Source organism: Mucilaginibacter sp. UR6-11, assembly GCF_020880695.1.
In the GTDB taxonomy this organism is placed as follows: domain Bacteria; phylum Bacteroidota; class Bacteroidia; order Sphingobacteriales; family Sphingobacteriaceae; genus Mucilaginibacter.
In genome coordinates this window covers 578,870-600,999 of record NZ_JAJIWO010000002.1, presented here as the reverse complement: position 1 = coordinate 600,999, position 22,130 = coordinate 578,870, and the positions used below count along the sequence as shown (strand labels likewise).

Genomic DNA, 22,130 nt, shown 5'->3' with positions numbered 1-22,130 from the left:
AAAGCCTGCGGGATCCGCAGGCTTTGTAATTTAAGCCTATTTGATACCTAAATATCCTGGCCGCTAATCTGTTCAAAAATTTGAACAGGTGTCTGGGCCGCGTTAATAAACGGAATATTGCGCTCTTTAGCCAATTGCTCCAACCACTCGCCCCAAATTATAAAATCACCATCCTTGATATCCATTAATGGGGTTGGCCGCAAAGGGCTCAGCAATCGGTCCCGCTGTAGCCCGGGGTCTACTTTCAGAAAATAAATCCGGTCAAAAAGATCAAAAACGCCTGGCAAGTTGCCCGAGCCGCCAAACACGTAAATATCCGTATATTGACCAATAAATTTGGCCAGCGTTTTTCTGCTCCACAAAAAGGTGTAGTGGTTGTTTAAAGTTTCGTCAGCCGTCATAGGTGTAGCAACTATCTTTCCATCGCGGTCATACCAGTTTGAAAGGCCCTCTATATCGGCATCATCAAACGCATTGACTCCTAAGCTTTTCAAGCCTTTGCCACATAAGTTTTACCTGAGCCCGACGGGCCAAAAACCAGCACTTTCATAGCAGCCTAATACTTGGGGGAGTTATTATGATATTTACTACAAATTATAAGGATCCTGTATATCCATAATTCATAAAATATTATTGAAGTATTGTAACTATTTATTCAAATAAAATCTATTAAATAAATTGGCTGGCAGTACCTCTGCCAGCCAATTTATCAATATCGTTACTAACTTAACAAATGTGGCTTATTTTTATAGGTTTCCCATAAAAATTCGCCAAACAAGGTATTGGCCCAGGCAAACCATGGTCTGCTAAAGTGCCTGGCGTCATCTTTATGGAATGATTCGTGCATAAAGCCTGTACCTGCATTACTGCTTTTTAAAATGGCTATACATTGTTTAATTTCAATATCGCTGGTACTGGTTAAACCGCGCATAATAATGCCTAATGGCCATATCATATCTCTCCCTGCATGCGGGCCGCCTATACCTTCGCCTGCTTTACCTTTAAAGAAAAACGGATTATTTGACGACAATAACAGCTTACGCGTATTTTGGTAAACAGGATCAGTTACCGGCATGGCGTCTAAATAAGGCAAACCTAACAAGCTGGGTACGTTTGCATCATCCATCAGGTTAAAACTCCCATAACCATTAACTTCGTAAGCATAAATGCGGCCGTAAGATGGATGATTGATAATAGCATATTTCTTTAACGCTGTTTCAACCTCAAGGGCCAGCGCTTTAAGTTCGGCAGCCAACGCGGTATCCCCGGTTATGGCGCTGATCATCTCAGACGCGTGTTTCAAACTTACAACTGCAAAGAAATTTGACGGTACCAGGTACATATAAATGGTAGCATCATCGCTTGGGCGGAAAGCAGAGCATATCAGACCGTTTGGTTTTACAGGATAACCATAACCATTCATCGGCACACCATCAGTGGCCCAGGCGGTTTTACGTTGAAAACTATAAGGGCCCTGGCTATGTTTGCGCTGTTGCTCTTTAAAAGTTTTTAACGTAAGCTCAACTGCCGACTTCCATTTGGCATCAAAGGGGCTCGTATCCCCGGTTACTTTCCAGTATTTATAAGCCAGCCTGATTGGATAGCAAAGCGAGTCGATCTCCCATTTCCTTTCATGAAGGCCCGGCTGCATTTTTGTCTCGTCATGCGCCCACTCTCCTACTTTATCAGGATCATTATAAAATGCATTAGCATACGGGTCTTTTAGCACACAGGTAACCTGATGATTAATCACACCAGCTACCAATTGTTGAAGTTTTTTATCTTGTTTTATAAAGTGGAGATAAGGGTACACCTGCGCACTGCTGTCACGCAACCACATGGCATCAATATCACCCGTAATAACATAGGTATCTGGCTTTCCGGCTTTTTCAGTAAACGTTACGGTTGTATCTAACGTATTAGGGAAACAGTTGTTAAACAACCAGGTAAGCTCTTTATCTTTTACGTTCCTGCTGAACTCGGTAATAGCGCTTTCAACAGCAGCACTGGTAAAATTTCTTTTTGCCACTCTAACTGTAGGGTATCCTGCCTGCGCAAATGTCGGCATCTTACTTAGCAACATTGATGCGCCCAGTAAGCCGGTACTTTTCATGAAAATTCTTCTTTGCATAATATTATTTTAAGTAAAATTAAAGCCTGCAACACCTCTTAACGACGCATTGACCATCAGCTTTTTATTTATAAAATCGGTTTAATTTATTGTCAGGATTTTTGCTTTGGTGAGCATTTAAAACTTTCCAATACTAAAAACTTTAAACCACTTAAGCAAATTATATTTTCCGTGAAGGCGACAGATTAAGCTTTAACTTACCCAGTGTATCAGTGTATATAATTGAAAACACCAAAAGACAGCATGATAAAGCTAAAGCTATTAGTGTCGTTATACTAAATTAGTAGAACAGGTGTGTAAAACGCTTGGTTGATGACAACAGGCTTATTAAGCAGGAATGCTTAAAGACTAGGCGCAAGCGTTGGGCCTTTAACAGTTTTTTTCTTATCTAGTATTTCAAATGTTGAGTTTTTGCTGATGAACTCCGGAACAATCTCTTTCATTTTATTAACTATGGCGATATCGCTATCATCGGCCTGATTTAAAGCCAATAACTCATCAATTTTATTAGCCACTTCCTGGTAAGGATAAGTTATTACCTTTGATATATTTATCTTTTCATTATGTGTGGGCAATGTGTGTTCGCCCAGATTCAACAATTCTTCATATAGTTTTTCGCCTGGCCGCAAACCCGTATATATTATTTTAATGTCCTTATCAGGCTGCAGACCGGCAAGTTTAATCATTTTAGTAGCCAGGTCTGTTATCTTAACCGGCTCACCCATATCAAATGTAAATATTTCTCCTCCTATTCCCATTGTGCCTGCCTCCAACACCAGTTGAACAGCTTCCGGGATAGTCATAAAATACCGCGTAATTTCAGGATGCGTTACCGTTATAGGGCCTCCTTTTTGTATTTGGGCCTGAAATCGGGGAATAACAGAGCCGTTTGACCCAAGTACATTTCCAAAACGGGTAGTTATAAAGCACGTACCCGAAGTATTTACATCACTGTTTTTAAGAGATTGAATATAAATCTCAGCAATCCGTTTCGAAGCGCCCATTATATTTGATGGATTCACAGCTTTATCTGTTGATACCATAACAAACTTTTTAGTACCAAACTCCATCGAAAGATCAGCAATATGTTTTGTACCTAAAACATTTGTCCTTATGGCAACTGAAGGGTTTTCTTCCATCATCGGAACATGTTTATACGCCGCAGCGTGATAAACTACTTCCGGATAAAAATTACTGAATAATCTATACATGCGCCGATGGCTCCTTACATCACCAATAAATATTTTGATAGCTATGTCAGGAAACTCTTCTTCCACTTCCAGCTGCATTTCATGTAATGGTGATTCTGCCTGGTCGCACAAAATAACTAAGGCCGGATTGTATCGTAATACCTGTTTAACAATTTCAGACCCGATAGATCCGGCTGCACCTGTAATTAATACCCGTTTACCATAAATATCTTTTGAAATACTGGTACTGTCAATTTTAATAGGCTTGCGTTGCAAAAGATCTTCAATTTTAAGATCTTTTATCTGGCTAAGATTTAATTTCCCATAAATCCATTGATCAGACGGAGGAACAGTTAATACCTGTATACCAAGAGCCAAACACTCTTCCAACGCCATTTTTTTCTCTATTTTGTCAAGATGATCGTTTACCACGATCAACTTTTCAACTTTATGCTTTTTCTGGAGTAGACTAAGTTTGTTAATGTTATGGATCATTAACCCGCTAATTTCTTTATTTATCTTGTTGCTGTTATTATCAACAAAACCAATTACAGAAAAATTAGATTTAATGCTGTTTTCTAAAGCTTGTTTAACCAAAATGGCATTGTCATCAGAGCCATAAATTAACACGGTACTTTTTTGACCAACTGAATAATTTATAATATAATGATAGGTACTTTTTGCTGCCGCCCTAAGCAAAATTAACAAGGCACTGGATACTGAGAAATTAACCAATAATACCAGATTAAGCATAAAAGCATCAGTTTTTAAAATCGGCACAATCCATAAATAGGCTACTACCGCATAAACAAATGTGCTTATAAAGGCAGCTCCAAATATCCGCAGCATATCACGCGTATTTGAATACCTGATAAGGCCGGAATGAATGCGCATTGCAAACATAACCAATGCGGCTATTGCTACGTATAAACCCGTATAAATAAAGAAAAATCCTCTTAGTATATTAAAAAACTCAAAACGATTAACAATAAAATAAGATGTGGAAAATGACCAGGTGATAATTAGAACATCTAATACCATGATCATCCATCTGGGCACTACTTTATCAAACAATAAATATTTTCTCATAGATGTTAATACTGTTTTTCATGAATAGGTAACATAGGAAACATAAAGATATACATATTGTTTAATATTTTTTCAAATAGCGCAACAAAGTTACATCATACATCGTAAAAGAGATAGTTTATCTAACTCCGATGTTTTTCATACATTTTTATGCCTAATCCCTAAAAAAAGGACGTTTTATAACACCTGATTTCAGCAGTTCACAGCATTTGAAACGGTGTTTTTTATTAACCCTATTACTTTTTGAAGTTGTTGATCATTGAGATTAGATCCTGAGGGCAAACATAGCCCCTGTTCGAATAGGGCCTCACTGACCCCGTTAATGTATGCAGGATAATTTTCAAAAACAGGCTGCGTATGCATTGGCTTCCACAATGGCCGCGCTTCGATATTTTTCTTTTCCAAGATTAATCTTATAGTTTCTCTGGTAAGCCCACCACTTTTTATGGGATCTATCAAAATAGTGGTAAGCCAGCGATTGCTTTTATAGTTTACCGGCTCAATCAAAAAAGTAATACCTTCAAAATCGCTTAAATTTTTTACATAGGTTTCATAAACCCGACGACGTTGTTTTACCCTTTCATCAATGACCATCATTTGGCCCCGGCCAATTCCGGCGCTGATATTGCTTATTCTATAATTATATCCGATTTGTGAGTGCTGGTAATGTGGCGCAGCATCGCGAGCCTGCGTTGCTAAAAATCTGGCCTGGTCAATTAAATTATCGTCATTACTGATCAAAGCGCCACCCCCACTCGTGGTAATTATTTTATTTCCGTTAAAAGACAACACACCTAACTGCCCAAACGTACCCGCCGCTTTGCCGTTTAATCTAGATCCAAGCGCTTCGGCGGCATCTTCTATAACTGGCATTTCATATCGATCTGCTATAGCCATGATACGGTCCATTTTAGCCGGCATCCCATAAAGATGTACAGGAATAATGGCTTTAGGCTTTTTGCCTTTTTTAATGCGGTCCTTTATAGCTTCTTCCAGCAGGACAGGGCACATATTCCAGGTGTCGGTTTCACTGTCGATGAATACTGGGGTAGCTCCCTGGTAAACAATAGGGTTTGCCGTGGCTGAAAATGTAAAACTTTGACATAATACCTCGTCCCCAGCCTTAACACCAAGCATGATCAGAGCTAAATGAATAGCCGCAGTCCCCGAACTAAGTGCTGCTACATGTTTTGAACCCGTAAATTGCGCAAGGTCCCGCTCAAAGCCATCTACGTTAGGGCCAAGCGGGGCAATCCAATTTGTATCGAAGGCCTCTTTTACAAATGAAAATTCATGCTCCCCCATATGAGGGCTTGAAAGCCATATTTTAGGATCCATATCTAACCGTTATCGTTGTTATATTTTATAATTTTTCCAGGGTTTCCAACTACAACGGCATGATCAGGCACATCGTTAATGATTACCGCACCGGCACCAATTGTAGCCCAGTTACCAATTTTAATTCCCTGGATTACACAGGAGCCTATGCCAAGATGAGTTCCCTCACCAACGGTAACGCTACCACCCAGTGCCACATTAGGCGATATATGGACAAAATCACTTAATATACAATCATGATCTATAGATGAATTAGTATTGATTATTGAATGTTTGCCTATAGTAACACTACTGCTTATCGATACGCCGGCCATAACTACGGTACCATCACCCATAGCACAACTTCTCGAAATATTTGCCGACGGGTGGATAGCAACAGCAAAGTTTGCGTTTAAACTTAATGCCAGCTTTTTACGAACAGAATTGCTGCCGATGCTGATAATGATCTTTGTATTCTGATCAATCAGTAAATCGTAAGTCGCTTTATGCATGGGATAAGATAATAGACTTTCTTTATCAGAAAAATCACTGATAAAGCCCGAAATCGGCAATTGACAGGCCTCTAATATCTCTGCTATAACTTTGGCATGTCCGCCTGCCCCATATAAATATATCATTATGTTGATCCCCTAAACCTTTCCGTAGTTGCATGGCCGTCGGCAGTTATACCCTCAAATCCAAATACCTTTATTACCGTAAGCCATAAAATTTTCATATCTAATATAAAAGAAACATTATCTACATACCATACGTCGTACTCAAATTTTTGCTCCCAGCTAATTGCATTCCGACCGTTAACCTGTGCCCAACCGGTTATTCCCGGCCTTAACTCATGCCGGCGGTTTTGTTTGTTATTATATAAAGGCAAATATTCCACCAGCAATGGCCGCGGCCCTATTAAGCTCATGTCACCTTTAATGACATTTAGCAGCTGCGGGATTTCATCTATTGAGGTTTTGCGAACGAAATTACCTACAGGTGTGAGTCTGTTAACGTCAGGAAATAGTTTTCCTGTGTGGTCGCGTCGATCATTCATTGTTTTAAACTTGATGACCTTGAATATCCTGCCATTTTTCCCCGGTCGACGTTGAAAAAAAAACGGACGGCCATTGTTTGCAATTAAAAGCATTACCATCACTATCAAATAGACAGGTGATAAAACAATAAATGCAAAAACGGAAATTAAAAGATCAATTACACGTTTAAAAAAATCACGATATAGGAGCATCCTTAGTTAGTAGTTCTTGATATTCTTGCAATAATAGTGCCCAGAGGTGAGTTTGCTCAAAGCGGTCCACAATCATCTGCCTTGCATTGCCTTTAAGTTTTTGGTATAGTTCTTCGTCTTCAAATAACCAGGTCATAGCATTATGTAGAGCTGCATCATCTTTAACCGGAATGATTAATCCGTTTAATTCATTTTTAATAATTTCATTACAGCCATTAATATCTGTTACAATACTTGGCAAATTAAAACAGCCCGCCTGCATGGGCACGTTAGGAAAGCCTTCCCGATATGAAGGGAAAACCAAAACATTGCTGATTGCTAAATAAGGCCTTATGTCCTTTTGAAATCCGACAGAGATTATGTTTTTGTCCGAACTGATAGCGGCCAGTGTTTTGTCCGATAAGGGATCTAACGCTGTCTCTAAAGGCCCAACTAATAACAATTTGCCGGTTTGAAACCGGCTAAAGGCTTTTACTAATTCGTTAATACCTTTATCGGCCACTAATCTACCAATAAAAACAAAAACGAAGTCATTATTTTTTATGTCCAAATCAGCTTTCAACTCTTGTTTTTGCTGCAAAGAAACGGCGTTAGCCGAAAAGTGCACAACGTCAATTCCATTTATATTGCCGTTACCGATAACTTTTAAAGGTTTATTGGTAATTTTATAGGTGATAAGATCTTGCTTTACTCCGTTACCTTCCGGATAAATATGCGTTGCACAGGCACAGAGCAGCCTGTCCATTTGTATCAATATTTTTTGCATCAGCCCGGTACGGGTAGGAAATATCAGCCCCGTAAAAGTATGCATACGAATTGGAACACCGGCAAGCTTCGCAGCCAGCATAGATAATAACCCGGCTTTAGGCGTAATGGAGTGTACTATTTGTGGCTTTTCTTTCTTAAAAAAGGAAAAAAGTTTAACCAGTGATACGATGTCTTTGAATGGCGAAATACTTCGTTGCATATCGATAGTGTGAGTGAGTACTCCCTCTCTTTCTGCCACCTCTGTTAAATCAGTACCTGAACCAGATACAGCAATTACATTAAAATATTTGTTAAGAAAGCCTAATTGTCCCTTTAGCAAAATATTTAAAGATAATGGTATTGTACTAACTCGAATGAGTTTATTCATCACCGTCTACTAAAACTACCCATTGATTTCGATTCAAAACCAAATTTACTATTCAAATCTCTGTAATGTACCAAGATAACTTCCAGGTCCTCCATATTTTCTTTAACAGCATTGCCAAAATTGTGAGGATGCCACCATAAATGATAAATATTGTTGTTTTTTGCGGCATAGGTCATCTCGTCCAATATTCTTTTCAGCTTTATTTTTCGAATAGATTTTTCTTTATACATAAACGGCCTGAAAAAACGAGAAGCGGGTAATTGGATGATCCCGTTTTCAAAAACAACCTCTTGGTGACTAAAAGATAATGGCCGGCTAATATAGAACAGCGTATCTATTGCTCTAAATATTGGGGACAAACGACCATGATTTTTTTGCCAAAACCAAACATTAGGATTTGAACGAAACACTTTGAATCCATTTTTTTTTGCCGCCTCCAGATATTCTTTATTAAATTGGTTTCTGGGAAATACCAGAGACTTCAGTTCTACGCCAAAATTCTCCATAGCAATTTTTTGGGCTGCCGCAGTATCAGCTTCAAATTGCTCAATATTTTGTCCCTTTTCATTACAATAATAATGACAAAATGTATGAGATGCCAGCTCTTGATATGGCGTTTTTAATATTAAATCAATGAGTGATACTGCATAGTGAAACGGATCTTCTGCTTCGCTGAAACCTATCTCATTTTGATCAATTATTGAATAATAATTTAATGCGTTATTTGAATAAGTGGGCCTGTTGTCAGGCATTATTTTCCTTAGCTGGTCAATATTTTTCGCAAAAAGAAACCCTACAGTAGCCCAGGTACAATGTATTTGGTATTGATTAAATAGGGACAGCATTTTAGGAATACCTATTCTTGCATTAGTAAAATAGTCCTTCTTTTCCTTTAAATCCCAAATTTCAACGCCTCCCCAATGTAATTCAAAGTCAAGTGATATGACGAATTTCCCTTTTTCCATATTGTTTATTTAAACTGCATTAGGCATAGATTCTTTCTTCATCAGAATACACAATAATATATTCTCAACTATAAACAGAATATAATAAACGCAACGTTAAAATAACGTTGATGATTAATTTATTGAATAGAATATCCACCGTCAATCACCATGTCTTGTCCGGTTACCCATCGACTATTTTCGCTAAGTAAAAACAAAATTAACGGAATAATATCTTCGATTTTACCAATGCCTAAAGGATGCATAGCGATTATATTTTCTTTTTTGCCTTCAGAAATTTGGTTAAAAAGGTTTTGAGTCATCGGCGTATCAACCACGCCGGGAGAAATTGCATTTACCCTTATACTCCTGCTGGCAAGCTCTAAAGCAGCGGCCCTAACTAATCCAAGCAGTGCTGATTTTGATGCGCAATAGGCTGTTTTACCTGGTTGCCCCAGCCCTCCCATAACTGAGGCTAATAAAATAAAAGATGCACCATTATTGCTGAATTTCTTTTTGCTTAGGATTCTTATGATTTCAAAAGGGCTGTTGAAATTTACATTAAAAATATCTTTTAGTTTTTGCTGATTATACATTGTAATAGGAAGAGTCTCCTCTTTACCTGCACAATTAACCACGCCGTCAAACTTTCCGCTATTATCTATAAAATCTAAAATGTTTTTTTCAATATCAATTTCTTTACTTAAATCAGCCTCTAAGAACACAAATTGTCTTGGATATCCCGTTAATAAATCATCAATCTTCGCGGCGTCACGTCCAATACCAAACACTATCGCGCCACTGTTTAACAGGTTTTTTGTCAATGCATTTCCAATTCCGGAAGTAACACCAGTGATAAGATAATTTTTATTTTTAAAATCCATTTCCATTTAATATTCAATTAAATTTTTCAATATTGTGCCTGCATTTATATCTAAAATTGCGTTTCCCCAGGTTAATCCAGAACCGTACCCGCTACATAATATTTTAACAGACTTATCTTGGAAAATGTCTTTATTTGTTGTGATTAATAAAGGAATAGATACACCGCTGGTGTTACCAAAAGATTGGATATTAATTGGACCTTGCGCTTTCAAAACACCAAGTTGCCCAAGTATTTGATTTATGATAAAAGCGTTTGACTGATGCAAAAAAAGGTAATCGATATTTTCAATAGATTGCTTAGAATAATTAATTAAGTCAATAATACTGGCTGAAATTTCTCTAAGTGTAAAGTCAAAAACTCTGGAGCCATCCATAACAAGCTTTAAATTTGGGGGATTTGAGCCGGCTTTGTTACGAAATCCTCCCTCAGGAATTTGTATTGCGTCATGATTTTTCCCATCCGAAAAAAAATTCAAATAAGTTTGTACGCTTGTTTCTAATTTTCTTGAGATGATTATTGCAGATGCCGCATCGCCAAAAAGCATTGTCGTACTGCGATCATCCGGAGATAGTATTTTTGATAATGTTTCGGCGATAATCAATAAAACACTACCCTCCTCCATACTATTAGCTGTAGCATATGCAGTGCTTAAACCCTGTATAAAACCGGCACAACCTGCATTTATATCCAAACACAAAATATCAGAAGCTAAACCTAACCGGCTTTGAAGGATATTAGAGGTAAAAGGAATTTTATAATCAGATGTTTGACTAACAAAAATAAGGCATTTGATTTTATCTTTATCAAATTGAGGATCTGCAAATAACTCCAACGCCGCACGATATCCTAAATCAGATGCCGCAATTTCATCACTTGCCCACCGTCGTTCTTTAATACCGACAGTTTTTTCAAACATTTTCATCTCTTTTGGAGACAGTAGATCTGAAAAAATATCATTGGATACAATATTTTTAGGGACGCAACTTGCAATGCCGTCAATAGTTATGCCTGTAAATGATTGGTACATTTAGTTAAATTTATCCCTGCCCACACGGTCTATTAAAGAAGAAATTGTGGTTATATTTTGAATATCGTTTGCGTTTAATATTACATTAAAATTATTAGATACAAACCCAATCACAATCATAGCAGCCATCGAGTCCCATTCTTCCAGGTCCTTTAAATTAGTGTCTTCATTTAACGGAACTTCCAGTTCTAGCTCTTCATGTAATTGCACAATAAATTCTTCTGTTTTCATGCTTATTTATATTATAATTTATTTTTTATTTTAATTACTCCACCTGACCACGACAACCCAACGCCAAAACCCACAATCATAATGTTTTGTTCATTATCATCTAAATTTAATAAGCTATATTTTTTTAACGCAATTGGTATAGTGCTGGATACTGTATTACCGCCTTCATTTAAATCGATATAGAATTTATCCGTATCAACACACATCTTCTTACGCAATGAATTAAGCATAAATGCATTAGCCTGGTGGAATATGTATTGGTCGATTGTCTCTTTCTCGCAGTTATTGACTTTTAACAACTCTTCACTAAAAGGTGGAATTTTATCTATAGTAAAGTTAAAAACGTCCGGTCCATTCATATATAATTCATTGTCCGTATAGCAATTACCAGACCCATAGCTTATGCGTTCAGGATTAAAGCTAAATTCATTTTTGCTACCCCCGTTTTTAATAATAAGTTTGTCATACCCTGAACCATCGGTACCAAAAAGACAGTTTCCTATCATTTCTTCATCTGAGTAGGAAATAAGTGTTGCAGTGGCAGCATCACCAAAAATAGATCTATTAGATCTATCTAACACGTTAAGATACTTCGAATATGTCTCTGCGGTAATTAATAAAACATTACTTGCCTGTTTGCTATTTATTAAGGCTTTTGCCATACTTACCCCATAAGTAAACCCAGAGCACCCAAGATTAAAATCGAGGGCACCGATGTTGGTTTTTAAGCCTAATTTATCTTGAAGTATACAGGCTGTGGTAGGTAACTTATATTCTGGGCTTTGTGTACAATATAAAATAAAATCTATTTCACTTTTGTCAATTTTTTCAAGTAATTTAAGGCTTGCTCTGATCGCTAAATCTAAAGCTGTTTCATTTTGACCAGCGATATATCTAACCTTAACACCTATTTTTTTTTCTACTTTAGAAAAATCGTAATCTGGAAATTCAATGGACAGGTCGTCATTCGTCAATTCTTTCTCTGGAAAACAATACTCAATTGCAGTGATTTTTGACCCCATATATAAATTTTATACAAAAATACTAAAAGCAAATCTATATGGAGTTAAAATATCAAACGTAACTATGCAATCACATTAAATATTCTCCATCTGAATCTGCAAGCGTTGAAAAAATAAAATCCCTGTTTTTTATTTCATTTTTATATTGTTTGTATTCTTTAATATTACAAATAATTGGCCTGTCCTTACCTGTAATTTTAAAATTATTTAACTCTAAAACAGCATCACTTATTTTTAAGGAACTGCCTGTCACGACAACCGGAAGTAAAAGCTTAGCCGCTAATTTGTTTACGACTTTGATTATTAGCTTAAAGTCATCCACTTGTTTAGTATCGTATCTATAATCGACAAGTAACAGACAAGTTAAGTGCTTTATTTTAACTGTTCTTACTACAAAATAAATTGGAGGCGAAAACGGCTTAGCCCCTATACGCCGATAAACGGCATAATTAAAATCATCAGAAAAAAAACGCCAGTTCATAAATTGCTGCGACCTGTCAAATTCCAATAAATTGTTATTATAAGGCGCACCAGCCAGCCATTGCTGCATTGCTTTTGTTTTTTCAAAAAACTCTTTTCCTACGATTAGTCTATCAGGATACCTTGAGTTGTTTAAATTGCTCTTTACTATCAATCCTGATAGTAAATAAAAAGGGTTTACTAACTTATAGTATTTTTTTAAATAACCTATAACGTGATATCCAAAAAAAGATTCTATTTTCAAAGCCTTCTCGCCTACTCCCGAAGCAAAAATAGGCGCGTGTTTATTTTCCTTTATATACTCAAACAGGTGAAGGCCTAATGAATCGTTTCTCTTATTCGGGCTGACGTATAAATCGAATCCCCATTCAAAATCATGGAGTTCATTTTTTAAATAATATCGTGCCGGATGATAAAGTGCTTGCGCGCATATTTTACCATCATTATCTAAAGCTATTACATTGTTTTCAATGAAATTGCCAGTGTTAAGCGGATTAAAATACCTGAAAGTAATTAGTTTTTGAGTTAGAGCATCTCTTTCAGGGAATGACTCTACATTAAAATTGATAAAATCCTGTACGTTTATATTTCGTTGAAATACGATATTAACTTCACTCATTGATTAGCTAAGATTATTTTTTTTCAACTTAAATAATATATAAAAATGCAATAAAATCCCAAAAGGAATTGCTGTAATAGTCAGAAATTTCATTGGAGATTCTTTGATAAATTTAATATTTTTTGCAAAAATATTACTCGAAACGTAATGCATGTTTTGTTTAAAAACATAAACAAATGGAGCATTAGGCATTGTCATATACAGCTTACGCAAAGCAGAAAAACTATTAGGGCTGTTTGAAAATTGAGAGAAAATTGCGTTAGACATTCCATTTGCCTGGTAGTCTACAAAACATAAATTTTCATTTAGAACTAATAATGGCAATTCTCTATCAACGAGATACATCAGATATATAGGATTAAAGTTTTTCTCATTATTAAAAGTTGGTTGAGGTGCAACTTTTTTTAGTAATTCAGTTCTATAAACAACTTTTGTATCACCTTTATACTTATATTTCGTCACTAACTCAAGTAAAAAAAGGCTTTTTACGGGGGGTAAATCGCCTCCAATCGAATTACCATTTAATAAAAAATCTAAGCCTATAATACCTGCATAGTTAGAATTTCCATGCAATTCCCAATGATTTATAATTAAATCTACGCCGTTATCCGGCATAAAATCGTCTGAATCAATACAAACGCACAGTTCAGTATCTATTATTTCTATTGCTTTATTATAGCCGGTATGTAACCCACCATTTTCCTTGTATATATATTCTATTATAAAATCTGTCTCTGCTTCCTGCCACTTTTTTACAAGCGTTTCTGTCAAGTCGGTTGAACCATCATCAATTATAAGCCATTTAAAATTTTTATTGGTCTGCCGTTTTAGGGCTTGATAATTTACATCTAAACAATAAGCCCTGTTATAAGTTGCCGTAAATATTGTTAAAACTTCTTTGCTCATTTTAATGAAATAATAAAGTTCACATAATCATTTTTCAATCTGTTTTCAAAATAGTTGGAATAAGAGCTATTCCATAAATCGGCTGCATTCTTACATATTATTTCATATTCACTTATGAAAATTTCTTTATCCCTGATACATTTTTCAAAAAAATCAGATATTTCACTTTCACCTTCTTCCAACGCATAACCGGTCATGTATTTGGCTACTTTGTCTCCTACAAGCGTTCCGTTAGTCGTAATTAGCGGCTTTGCTAAATATAAAGCCTCAAAAAATTTATTAGGCGCGGCGTAAATATGGTTTGATGCTTTTTTATAATACATTCCAATAATAAAGTCGCTTCCCCGCATAATGTCTAATCCATCTTCATATTTTACTGTCCCATGATAGGTAATTCGGGAATTGTTTAAACTATATTCTTTTACTTTTTCCAAAAGGGTGCCGCTACCTGCGATGTTTAACACAAAACCTTCGTTTTTACTGACAAAGTTTAAAAGTTCTTCAAGTCCTCTTAGTGGATCAAAAACACCGACGTAACTCAATTTAATTAATCGAAAATCTAGGGTATTCTTAGAAACTACGTAATCAGAGAAATTAGGTACATTTTCTATATCCATAAAACTCTTGTAAATTGAGCTGTCTACGTTAATTTGTTTCAATCTTTTTTTATCGGCTAATATTAGGAGGTCAGATTTTTTTATACAAAATATATCAAGTTTACGCAACCAGCTTGTAAAAAGAGATTTGGAAAAATCTGAAGAGGAAGAATCATATATGTCATAAATCACTCGCTTTTTAAGCAATAGCTTCATTATTAAAGCGGGAAGTATATTTTCAAGGTTAGTAGCGTGAATTACTTTGTACTCTGACTTATGTTTAATTAGATTTTTCAAAATAAAAAACTGCCACAAAATTTTATTTATTAAATTTTTCCATCTCTGCCCGTAAGGAGCGAACCTACCCCACTGAATTTCATAAATTTCTTGAGTCCCTTCGCCTAGTCTGTCCCAGGTTAAAGCAAAAAAATTTATATCTCTACTTTGACACGCTTGTATATATTTTTTTAATCGAATATCTGCATTTACTGGAGCACATCTTAAAAAACAAATCATAAATTCTCTTTTACCAATTTAAATATCTTTTTTGACGCAGTTCCATCACCATAAGGATTAGCAATTTTAGTCATTGATTCATAATATATACTATCATTTAAAAGCATCGATACTTCATTTATAATTTTTTCAGTATTGGTTCCAACCAATTTCACTGTACCGGCCTTTACCGCCTCTGGCCTTTCTGTAGTATCCCTCATAACGAGGACAGGTTTGCCCAAGCCAGGAGCTTCTTCCTGGATACCGCCGCTATCTGTTAGTATCAAATGGCTTTTCCCCATCAAGTAAACAAATTCCAAATATTCCAATGGCTCTATAAAAAACAAGTTGTCAATATCACTAAATTCTCCAAAAATTAGTTTAATAGGCTTCCTTACATTTTGGTTTAGATGCATTGGATAAACAAAATCAACTTGTGGGAATTTTTCGGCTAGATGTTTAATAGCTTTACATATATTTAGAAACCCATCTCCGAAATTCTCTCTTCTATGTCCTGTTATCAAAATTAGCCTTCTATTATGATTCATTCGATTAATATCATAGCCCATATTTTGTAACGACAATTGAACTTTTTCACCGATACTAGCATCAGTATTTATCATATTATCAACAATTTTCAAGGTGTCAATAACAGTATTACCTGTAACAAAAACACTTGAATCTGGCACACCTTCTTTAATCAAATTCTCTTTACAGGAGCTAGTTGGAGAAAAATGGTATTTAGCTATTTTGCTTGTAATTTGCCGGTTTAATTCTTCTGGCCAAGGACTATAAATATCGTTTGTTCTAAGGCCAGCCTCAATATGAGCGACTGGTATCTGTTGATAAAAGGCTGCCAATGAAGTCGCGAAAGACGTTGTAGTATCTCCATGTACTAATACTAAATCAGGCTTGACCATTTCTAATACATTTTTCATTCCCATTAACACATTGGTTGTAATATCATAAAGATCTTGCCCTTGCTTCATTATATTCAAATCAAAATCCGCAACAATTTTAAACAATGAAAGGACCTGGTCAAGCATTTCGCGATGTTGACCGGAAATACATATAATTGTTTGGAATTCTTTAGCATTTTTTTGAAATTCTTTAACTAGAGGTGCCATTTTAATGGCTTCAGGACGTGTGCCAAATACTAGTAGTATTTTTTTCATTTTAATTATTATTATTCATAAGTGCGATTGGAAAATCTATTTTTAGTATTGTAACCGAATTAAGTGCGTTTCCTGATACCTTTATTAATATACTAGAAACTGTTAAAACATCCTCCCTAAATTTAACAACACATCTAAATGTAATTTGAGTTATCAGTATAAACAATATGCCCATTAGGAGTAAACGTAGAGACAGTTAGGCTTTTCACAATACTAATGAATAGCATCCATTAAAAATGTAAATGCAAAATAGGCTATTAAAATATACCCGATTTTTTGATTTTGATTTTTTAAGATACGCTTTACAGTTAAGGGATAACATATGATAATCCCCATCATAAACCAGGATAAATAGGCAAACCTATTAGAGAAGTTTGCTCTAATAACCAATATCCAAAAAGCATTTGTAGTTAAGTAAACCCCTACCAGTTGAGAATAAACAGGATCAATAAACTTCTTTTTGTATATAAAATAATAGGCAAAACAAACCGGGATAGTACTATATATTAAAAAGTCCCATCGGAAGCCAGTGTAAGCAAAGCCTTCTCCTTCCGCATTTCCTCTGGTTAAATAATTTACACGATCATCGCTTATTAATCCAGCAAACAGATTCTCCCAAAAACCGGGCATAATCAGTGATAACGGAATGCAAAGCAACCAACCATAAAAATACCAAACAATATTTTTTACATATAATGTCATTATATAAGCCCCAACAATTAGCAACATAGATTTATGAAAACCAACCGCTAACACAAACCATAATATTTTACTTATAAGCCCCTTTCTTGAAAAAGCCATTAAAACAAATGATGTTGCGATAGCGCTCCTCATTCCGTTTGTTCCGGCGGCCCAAAACGAGAAGGATGTCACCAAGAACAAAAATGAATATCCCCATAGTTTTTTGCTCCAAAATTTACTGGCGAAGCACATAGGTAGTATAAAGAGCGCCGCACAAATTAAAAAATACATTTGCGCACTCATTATGCGGGCGCATTCTTTAGTAAAAAAGTGAAATAAATAGTCTGTGCCGGGTAAGATAGCTACACCTTTTTTATAAAGCATAAAATATCCATTATATGTAGCAGTGTCGCCAAAATAACGACCGCTTATTGGCCGCAAACCCATATACAAAACAGTAAATACAACTAATAAAATGCTTGTATTTGTAATAAAGCGCTTATTCCTAAATGAAGTTATGTTGTTAGTTTGAGTGTTTAAAAACACTATAGATACTATAATTAATATAGTAATATAATAGACGAATGCGTATTGTTGTAAAGGTATAAAGTCAAACATATTAATTGAACAAGTTAACCCAATTCTTCATCACTGTAGCAGTATCAAATTTTTGAGAGTTAATTTTTGCTTGCATACCAAACTTCTTTCTTTTTTCTACATCCTGGATCAGGACTAAAAGTTTCTTAGCCAAATCGGCAGAATTTTGATCCTGAGCCAATAAGCCATCTTCCTGATTGGTAAGTATATTTCTTGGCCCGTTAGGGCAATCAAAAGATACTATTGGTAAACCTACGGATAACGCCTCCAATAACACCATTGGGAAGCACTCTGTTACGGAGCTCATCGCATATAAACTGTAATTTAAAAATGTTTCTGTCATATCGGATGATGTCCCCTTGAAAATAACAGTGCTTGATAAACCGTTTTCATGTATTAGCTTTTCTAATTTTTGCCTGGTTTGCAAATAGTCATCACCGTAAATATGCAGTTCCCATTGAGGATCCGACAGATTAACTATTTTCCAGGCTTTTATTAGTTTGTCAAACCCCTTTACCGGAGCTATCCTGCCAGCAGCTATTACAGCTTTGCAGGTTAGTAAAGCTTGTTTGTTTGATACACTAATAGGATTTGGAATAACAACTACATTATTACTATTGTAGTATGGCACCTCGTCTTTATTTAAAACTACAACGTGAGTGTATTTTGACTCTACCCAATCATTAATTTTATAATAAGAATGTTTAAAGAAAGATTTGGTAACATGCCTGTCTGTTGATTCAAAATAACGTGAGGAATGAAACTCTTTTATTTTTTTTGACTTTTTGTGCAAAAATGGTATCATATAAAAATCATAACCATAGTTACAAACGATGACCACATCAGGGTCAATATTATAAAACACTTTTTTTATTTGTGTATAATTTTTAGGTATTTGTTTAACATTACAAAAAGAATAAAAACTTTTGCCTTGGGCTAAATCTATATCAATATCTATTAGTTGAATTTTATCGCTTAATTTATAAATTGGATCTTTCCCTTTTTGCTGATTGGTTAGTATCGTTACTTCAAAGCCAAGCTTATCTGCAAAGTAATTTGCCTTCTCAGCTATTGCTTTTTCAATTCCGCCATGAAGAAAAATCTGATCTGTGCTAAAAATTATTTTCATTTACTAATTTATTAAAAAGATCATCCCATTGCTTTACTATCGTTTCCGAAAGAAATCTTTTTACGTTTTGCTTTGCTTTTTCACCCATTGCTTCTCTCAAATCTGGCTTCGCTATCAATTCATTAATGCTATTAGCCAAAGCTCTTTCGTTGCTATTTTCTACTACATAGCCGTCTATTTCATTTTGAATAATATCTGACGGCCCATAATTGCAATCAAAAGAGACGCATGGGACACCACAAGCCATCGCTTCAATAAGTACCATTCCGAAACCCTCATAACGAGAACTCATTACATAGATAGATGATTGAAGATATTTGTCCTGAATATTTTTTTCTGGCGGATAAAAAAAAACGGTTTCATTTACCTTTAACTCATTTGCCAATTGCTGTAATTTTGCTGCAGGCTCTATTTTACCATAAATATTTAATTGCCAATCAGGATGTAGTTGCTGTACCAATTGCCATGATCTCAATAATATATCAAATCCTTTTTGGTAGCCATGTTTACCCACAGCAATTATCTTTTTGTTTTTCAACAAACTACTTTGTGAAGGATAAAATGATAAAGGATTGGCAATTATAGAAATATTGTCCAATCCTGGCCACTCTTTTATATTTCCATTGGTAAGAACAATAAATTTTGAAAAATTTCTGGCCAGTTTATTCATTAATAGCCATTTAATTTTAACACTGATTTGCTTTAGCAATGAGAATCCTTCCTGCATCTCAATTTCTTTTGACACATGACGCTCATAAATAATTACAGTATTTTTTTTAAGGATTGTTGGTATAAAAAATCCTTTTAATCCATCGTCGCAAACCGAAATTACATCGGGGGCAAAATCTTTAACTAATTTATTAATACCTGATATATAAGATTTAATATAACTAACAAGATTACCGCCTACATTTATACTAACCAATTTCACTTTATCAGAAAATTCATAAAACGGTGCATGTACTAGCTCGTTGAGTGTCAAAATAGTTATATCGTATCTGTAATCTTCAGCCAGGTATTTGGTTTTAATTGAAAGTACCCGTTCTAACCCACCAGCGCCGTTAATGCCATTTGTAATGTAAAGCAGTTTCATTATAGGTTTACTCTTTTAATAACCTGCTTGTAAATAATATTTACTACAATTGAAGACAGCAAGCAACATAAAACCAAAAGGAAAAACACAAGGATAACAAATTTAGGGCTATATATAAATTGTTTAAAATAAGTGATGTAAAAAAACATATGTATTAGCCACAGGTTGGTAGCATGCGGAGCAAGATAATCTAATGTTTTATTTATAAAAGCCGGCAATTTTATTTGAATAAATAAAAACACAAAAGGAATAGCTAAAAAAGGTGCAATAACAAAATTGGGTATAATGCCGTGAATTACTATTAATAATGTGATACAAAAAATTGCTATCAGGCTTCTATACTTAATTGACATCATTTTTTGTGTTATTTTTGTATTCCATTTTTCCTTTAGCGCAATACCGCCTGCTATAAACGGCAGTAAAGAGTTACCATACAAACAAACCTGATCCTGAAACCAGTTTAAAATATCATTATTAAATTGCGCCGGACGGTATACTCTGAAATAAAACGTTAGTATATATATAAATAAACCAAACCCAAAAACGATAATTATTGAATAGTTATCTATGAAATTATAGATGATTTTGGACGAAGAAACCAACAATATATAAGTGAAGAAAAACCACCATGCACCATTATATGAATTATTTAACGCAGTAAAATTTAATAAAAACTTAACAAAACTTCCCGGATAACCAACTTTATTTAATATCACCCCAAGTAACACGGCAAACAGCAGTAGTATTATCCAATAATTGATATATAATTTTTTTATGCGATCAACATTTGAGTTATTATAATTTAATGCGCTTTTTTTAAATTTATAATATAAGCCATACCCACTAACAAAGCAGAAAATTGGTACACAAGCGTCGCAAAACAATGAAATGTAATAGGATAATGGTTTTGAACCGATGAAAATCAGAGGTTCAAACAATCCTTTATATTCGCGGTTAAACAAATGCAAAAACAGCATCATCAATATGGCCAGCGCTTTTAATTGATTAGATTTCCCGATAGATATTTCCATTATTTCCTGTTATATTATATAATTTAAGTGCCGTATTGAACATTAAAATTAATGCTCGATTATACTATACCTTTTGCAACTTATATTACATTGCCTTTTTGAGCTACCACTTAGCTTTTATTCAAGGTGATTTTTAAATTTTGTATTTTGTCAATCAGCTTTTTTGTAATTAAAGGATGATGGTTAAATCCCCACTTGATTAACTTCATTTTGCCTTCTGCATCGTATTGTAAAGGATAAAATCCATTGTCTTTTAGCAAAGAAACTATTTTCGAAAAAATCAATTTATCATATTTAAAAAAGACCAAATGATTAAATACTACATCATCCAGGCTTTTTATTTTTTTAACTATTCCGTGCTTTAGATCATTATTATCTATTGATAAAGAATTTATAAGAGACTCCTTTACTACTATAATAGATTGGAAATATCTATATCGTTTTTCACCGTCAGATGAATTGGTGAAAGAATTAGGTTGTTGAACATAGTAATAGCTGCTTTTATTAAAAAATGCAAGCCTATTGACGTGATTCATTATTTTAGGCAAAATTTCGGAATCCTGCATGTTTATTTTTTCCTTGAAAGTAAGGCCATTCTTTTGAAATATATCTTTCCTGAAAATAAATTGCCAGCTGTAACTTTTATCATAATGCCGCTTATAATACTGGCCACCAGTGATTATATCTTCTCCAAGAAAATCATCGTGGTAAACTGTTTTTATGTGGGTATAGTGCAAATCTGTAATCGCATAATTTAACAGCATGACATCAAGTTGCTTAACTTTAATATCATTAGTTATTTCGTCAAGTATATTTTCAGTTATAAAATCATCACCATCAATCAACCAAATATATTCTCCCGATGCATGATCAATACCTGTGTTTCTGGCAGCGCCTAAACCCAAATTAGGTTGGTCAACTAACACCAGGTTTGTTATGTCCGCTTTTAGTTCATTAACAATTTTTGTTGTAGAATCAGTTGATCCGTCATTAACAACAATGATTTCAAATAATAATGTCGAAATATTTTGAACATAGCATGACCTGATACATTTTTCAATAAAATCTTCTACATTATAAGCTGCAATAATAATTGATAAAAACATT

The 22,130-nt window shown here is 34.8% G+C and carries 21 protein-coding genes; all 21 read right to left on the bottom strand.

What is annotated here, in order from left to right; translation table 11 throughout:
* Nucleotides 1-47 precede the first annotated feature (47 nt).
* Nucleotides 48-494, bottom strand: a complete 447-nt coding sequence (locus LJ658_RS07965) for a hypothetical protein (protein ID WP_230545954.1) — start codon at nucleotides 492-494, stop codon at nucleotides 48-50.
* Between the two features lie 227 nt (nucleotides 495-721).
* Nucleotides 722-2,131, bottom strand: a complete 1,410-nt coding sequence (locus LJ658_RS07960) for a glycoside hydrolase family 125 protein (RefSeq protein ID WP_230545953.1) — start codon at nucleotides 2,129-2,131, stop codon at nucleotides 722-724.
* A 341-nt stretch (nucleotides 2,132-2,472) separates the two neighbouring features.
* Nucleotides 2,473-4,410 (bottom strand): nucleoside-diphosphate sugar epimerase/dehydratase, encoded by a 1,938-nt coding sequence (locus LJ658_RS07955; protein WP_230545952.1) that lies wholly within the window; start codon nucleotides 4,408-4,410, stop codon nucleotides 2,473-2,475.
* A gap of 192 nt (nucleotides 4,411-4,602) precedes the next feature.
* Nucleotides 4,603-5,748 carry a DegT/DnrJ/EryC1/StrS aminotransferase family protein gene (locus tag LJ658_RS07950; protein ID WP_230545951.1) on the bottom strand — a complete coding sequence of 382 codons (1,146 nt, stop codon included), beginning with the start codon at nucleotides 5,746-5,748 and terminating at the stop codon, nucleotides 4,603-4,605.
* A 2-nt stretch (nucleotides 5,749-5,750) separates the two neighbouring features.
* Complete coding sequence (locus LJ658_RS07945; protein ID WP_230545950.1) at nucleotides 5,751-6,365, bottom strand: acetyltransferase; 615 nt, start codon at nucleotides 6,363-6,365, stop codon at nucleotides 5,751-5,753.
* Nucleotides 6,365-6,976, bottom strand: a complete 612-nt coding sequence (locus LJ658_RS07940) for a sugar transferase (protein WP_230545949.1) — start codon at nucleotides 6,974-6,976, stop codon at nucleotides 6,365-6,367. The genes LJ658_RS07945 and LJ658_RS07940 overlap by 1 nt, the downstream gene beginning before the upstream one ends.
* Complete coding sequence (locus LJ658_RS07935; RefSeq protein WP_230545948.1) at nucleotides 6,960-8,111, bottom strand: glycosyltransferase family 4 protein; 1,152 nt, start codon at nucleotides 8,109-8,111, stop codon at nucleotides 6,960-6,962. The genes LJ658_RS07940 and LJ658_RS07935 overlap by 17 nt, the downstream gene beginning before the upstream one ends.
* Nucleotides 8,111-9,076 carry a polysaccharide deacetylase family protein gene (locus LJ658_RS07930; RefSeq protein WP_230545947.1) on the bottom strand — a complete coding sequence of 322 codons (966 nt, stop codon included), beginning with the start codon at nucleotides 9,074-9,076 and terminating at the stop codon, nucleotides 8,111-8,113. The genes LJ658_RS07935 and LJ658_RS07930 overlap by 1 nt, the downstream gene beginning before the upstream one ends.
* A 119-nt stretch (nucleotides 9,077-9,195) precedes the next feature.
* Complete coding sequence (locus LJ658_RS07925) at nucleotides 9,196-9,945, bottom strand: SDR family NAD(P)-dependent oxidoreductase (RefSeq protein WP_230545946.1); 750 nt, start codon at nucleotides 9,943-9,945, stop codon at nucleotides 9,196-9,198.
* Entirely contained in the window at nucleotides 9,946-10,968 is a 1,023-nt protein-coding gene (locus LJ658_RS07920; RefSeq protein ID WP_230545945.1) for a 3-oxoacyl-ACP synthase III family protein, read from the bottom strand.
* Nucleotides 10,969-11,199: a phosphopantetheine-binding protein gene (locus LJ658_RS07915; protein ID WP_230545944.1), complete on the bottom strand. Its 231-nt coding sequence runs from the start codon at nucleotides 11,197-11,199 to the stop codon at nucleotides 10,969-10,971.
* Nucleotides 11,200-11,210: 11 nt separating this feature from the next.
* Nucleotides 11,211-12,221, bottom strand: a complete 1,011-nt coding sequence (locus LJ658_RS07910; RefSeq protein ID WP_230545943.1) for a 3-oxoacyl-ACP synthase III family protein — start codon at nucleotides 12,219-12,221, stop codon at nucleotides 11,211-11,213.
* A gap of 70 nt (nucleotides 12,222-12,291) precedes the next feature.
* Nucleotides 12,292-13,320 (bottom strand): hypothetical protein, encoded by a 1,029-nt coding sequence (locus LJ658_RS07905; protein ID WP_230545942.1) that lies wholly within the window; start codon nucleotides 13,318-13,320, stop codon nucleotides 12,292-12,294.
* A 3-nt stretch (nucleotides 13,321-13,323) separates the two neighbouring features.
* The gene (locus tag LJ658_RS07900; RefSeq protein WP_230545941.1) at nucleotides 13,324-14,226 is read right to left on the bottom strand and encodes a glycosyltransferase family A protein; all 903 of its coding nucleotides are present in this window, start codon (nucleotides 14,224-14,226) and stop codon (nucleotides 13,324-13,326) included.
* The gene (locus tag LJ658_RS07895; protein WP_230545940.1) at nucleotides 14,223-15,338 is read right to left on the bottom strand and encodes a hypothetical protein; all 1,116 of its coding nucleotides are present in this window, start codon (nucleotides 15,336-15,338) and stop codon (nucleotides 14,223-14,225) included. The genes LJ658_RS07900 and LJ658_RS07895 overlap by 4 nt, the downstream gene beginning before the upstream one ends.
* Complete coding sequence (gene wecB, locus LJ658_RS07890) at nucleotides 15,335-16,492, bottom strand: non-hydrolyzing UDP-N-acetylglucosamine 2-epimerase (protein WP_230545939.1); 1,158 nt, start codon at nucleotides 16,490-16,492, stop codon at nucleotides 15,335-15,337. Before wecB ends, LJ658_RS07895 begins: the two co-directional genes overlap by 4 nt.
* A gap of 213 nt (nucleotides 16,493-16,705) precedes the next feature.
* On the bottom strand, nucleotides 16,706-17,791 hold the full coding sequence (locus LJ658_RS07885; protein WP_230545938.1) for an EpsG family protein: 1,086 nt from the start codon (nucleotides 17,789-17,791) through the stop codon (nucleotides 16,706-16,708).
* Nucleotide 17,792: 1 nt separating this feature from the next.
* On the bottom strand, nucleotides 17,793-18,899 hold the full coding sequence (locus tag LJ658_RS07880; protein ID WP_230545937.1) for a glycosyltransferase family 4 protein: 1,107 nt from the start codon (nucleotides 18,897-18,899) through the stop codon (nucleotides 17,793-17,795).
* A complete protein-coding gene (locus tag LJ658_RS07875) occupies nucleotides 18,883-19,992 on the bottom strand; it encodes a glycosyltransferase family 4 protein (RefSeq protein ID WP_230545936.1) in 1,110 nt (369 codons plus the stop codon). Before LJ658_RS07875 ends, LJ658_RS07880 begins: the two co-directional genes overlap by 17 nt.
* Nucleotides 19,992-21,023, bottom strand: a complete 1,032-nt coding sequence (locus tag LJ658_RS07870; RefSeq protein ID WP_230545935.1) for an acyltransferase family protein — start codon at nucleotides 21,021-21,023, stop codon at nucleotides 19,992-19,994. Before LJ658_RS07870 ends, LJ658_RS07875 begins: the two co-directional genes overlap by 1 nt.
* A 110-nt stretch (nucleotides 21,024-21,133) precedes the next feature.
* Nucleotides 21,134-22,129, bottom strand: a complete 996-nt coding sequence (locus tag LJ658_RS07865; protein ID WP_230545934.1) for a glycosyltransferase — start codon at nucleotides 22,127-22,129, stop codon at nucleotides 21,134-21,136.
* Nucleotide 22,130: the final 1 nt, after the last annotated feature.

Bases quoted from the DNA above. Each gene is read 5' to 3' on its own strand.
- LJ658_RS07960 (WP_230545953.1), bottom strand. From the start codon at position 2,131: ATGCAAAGAAGAATTTTCATGAAAAGTACCGGCTTACTGGGCGCATCA.
- LJ658_RS07955 (WP_230545952.1), bottom strand. From the start codon at position 4,410: ATGAGAAAATATTTATTGTTTGATAAAGTAGTGCCCAGATGGATGATC.
- LJ658_RS07950 (WP_230545951.1), bottom strand. From the start codon at position 5,748: ATGGATCCTAAAATATGGCTTTCAAGCCCTCATATGGGGGAGCATGAA.
- LJ658_RS07945 (WP_230545950.1), bottom strand. From the start codon at position 6,365: ATGATATATTTATATGGGGCAGGCGGACATGCCAAAGTTATAGCAGAG.
- LJ658_RS07940 (WP_230545949.1), bottom strand. From the start codon at position 6,976: ATGCTCCTATATCGTGATTTTTTTAAACGTGTAATTGATCTTTTAATT.
- LJ658_RS07935 (WP_230545948.1), bottom strand. From the start codon at position 8,111: ATGAATAAACTCATTCGAGTTAGTACAATACCATTATCTTTAAATATT.
- LJ658_RS07930 (WP_230545947.1), bottom strand. From the start codon at position 9,076: ATGGAAAAAGGGAAATTCGTCATATCACTTGACTTTGAATTACATTGG.
- LJ658_RS07925 (WP_230545946.1), bottom strand. From the start codon at position 9,945: ATGGAAATGGATTTTAAAAATAAAAATTATCTTATCACTGGTGTTACT.
- LJ658_RS07920 (WP_230545945.1), bottom strand. From the start codon at position 10,968: ATGTACCAATCATTTACAGGCATAACTATTGACGGCATTGCAAGTTGC.
- LJ658_RS07915 (WP_230545944.1), bottom strand. From the start codon at position 11,199: ATGAAAACAGAAGAATTTATTGTGCAATTACATGAAGAGCTAGAACTG.
- LJ658_RS07910 (WP_230545943.1), bottom strand. From the start codon at position 12,221: ATGGGGTCAAAAATCACTGCAATTGAGTATTGTTTTCCAGAGAAAGAA.
- LJ658_RS07905 (WP_230545942.1), bottom strand. From the start codon at position 13,320: ATGAGTGAAGTTAATATCGTATTTCAACGAAATATAAACGTACAGGAT.
- LJ658_RS07900 (WP_230545941.1), bottom strand. From the start codon at position 14,226: ATGAGCAAAGAAGTTTTAACAATATTTACGGCAACTTATAACAGGGCT.
- LJ658_RS07895 (WP_230545940.1), bottom strand. From the start codon at position 15,338: ATGATTTGTTTTTTAAGATGTGCTCCAGTAAATGCAGATATTCGATTA.
- wecB (WP_230545939.1), bottom strand. From the start codon at position 16,492: ATGAAAAAAATACTACTAGTATTTGGCACACGTCCTGAAGCCATTAAA.
- LJ658_RS07885 (WP_230545938.1), bottom strand. From the start codon at position 17,791: ATGTTTGACTTTATACCTTTACAACAATACGCATTCGTCTATTATATT.
- LJ658_RS07880 (WP_230545937.1), bottom strand. From the start codon at position 18,899: ATGAAAATAATTTTTAGCACAGATCAGATTTTTCTTCATGGCGGAATT.
- LJ658_RS07875 (WP_230545936.1), bottom strand. From the start codon at position 19,992: ATGAAACTGCTTTACATTACAAATGGCATTAACGGCGCTGGTGGGTTA.
- LJ658_RS07870 (WP_230545935.1), bottom strand. From the start codon at position 21,023: ATGGAAATATCTATCGGGAAATCTAATCAATTAAAAGCGCTGGCCATA.
- LJ658_RS07865 (WP_230545934.1), bottom strand. From the start codon at position 22,129: ATGTTTTTATCAATTATTATTGCAGCTTATAATGTAGAAGATTTTATT.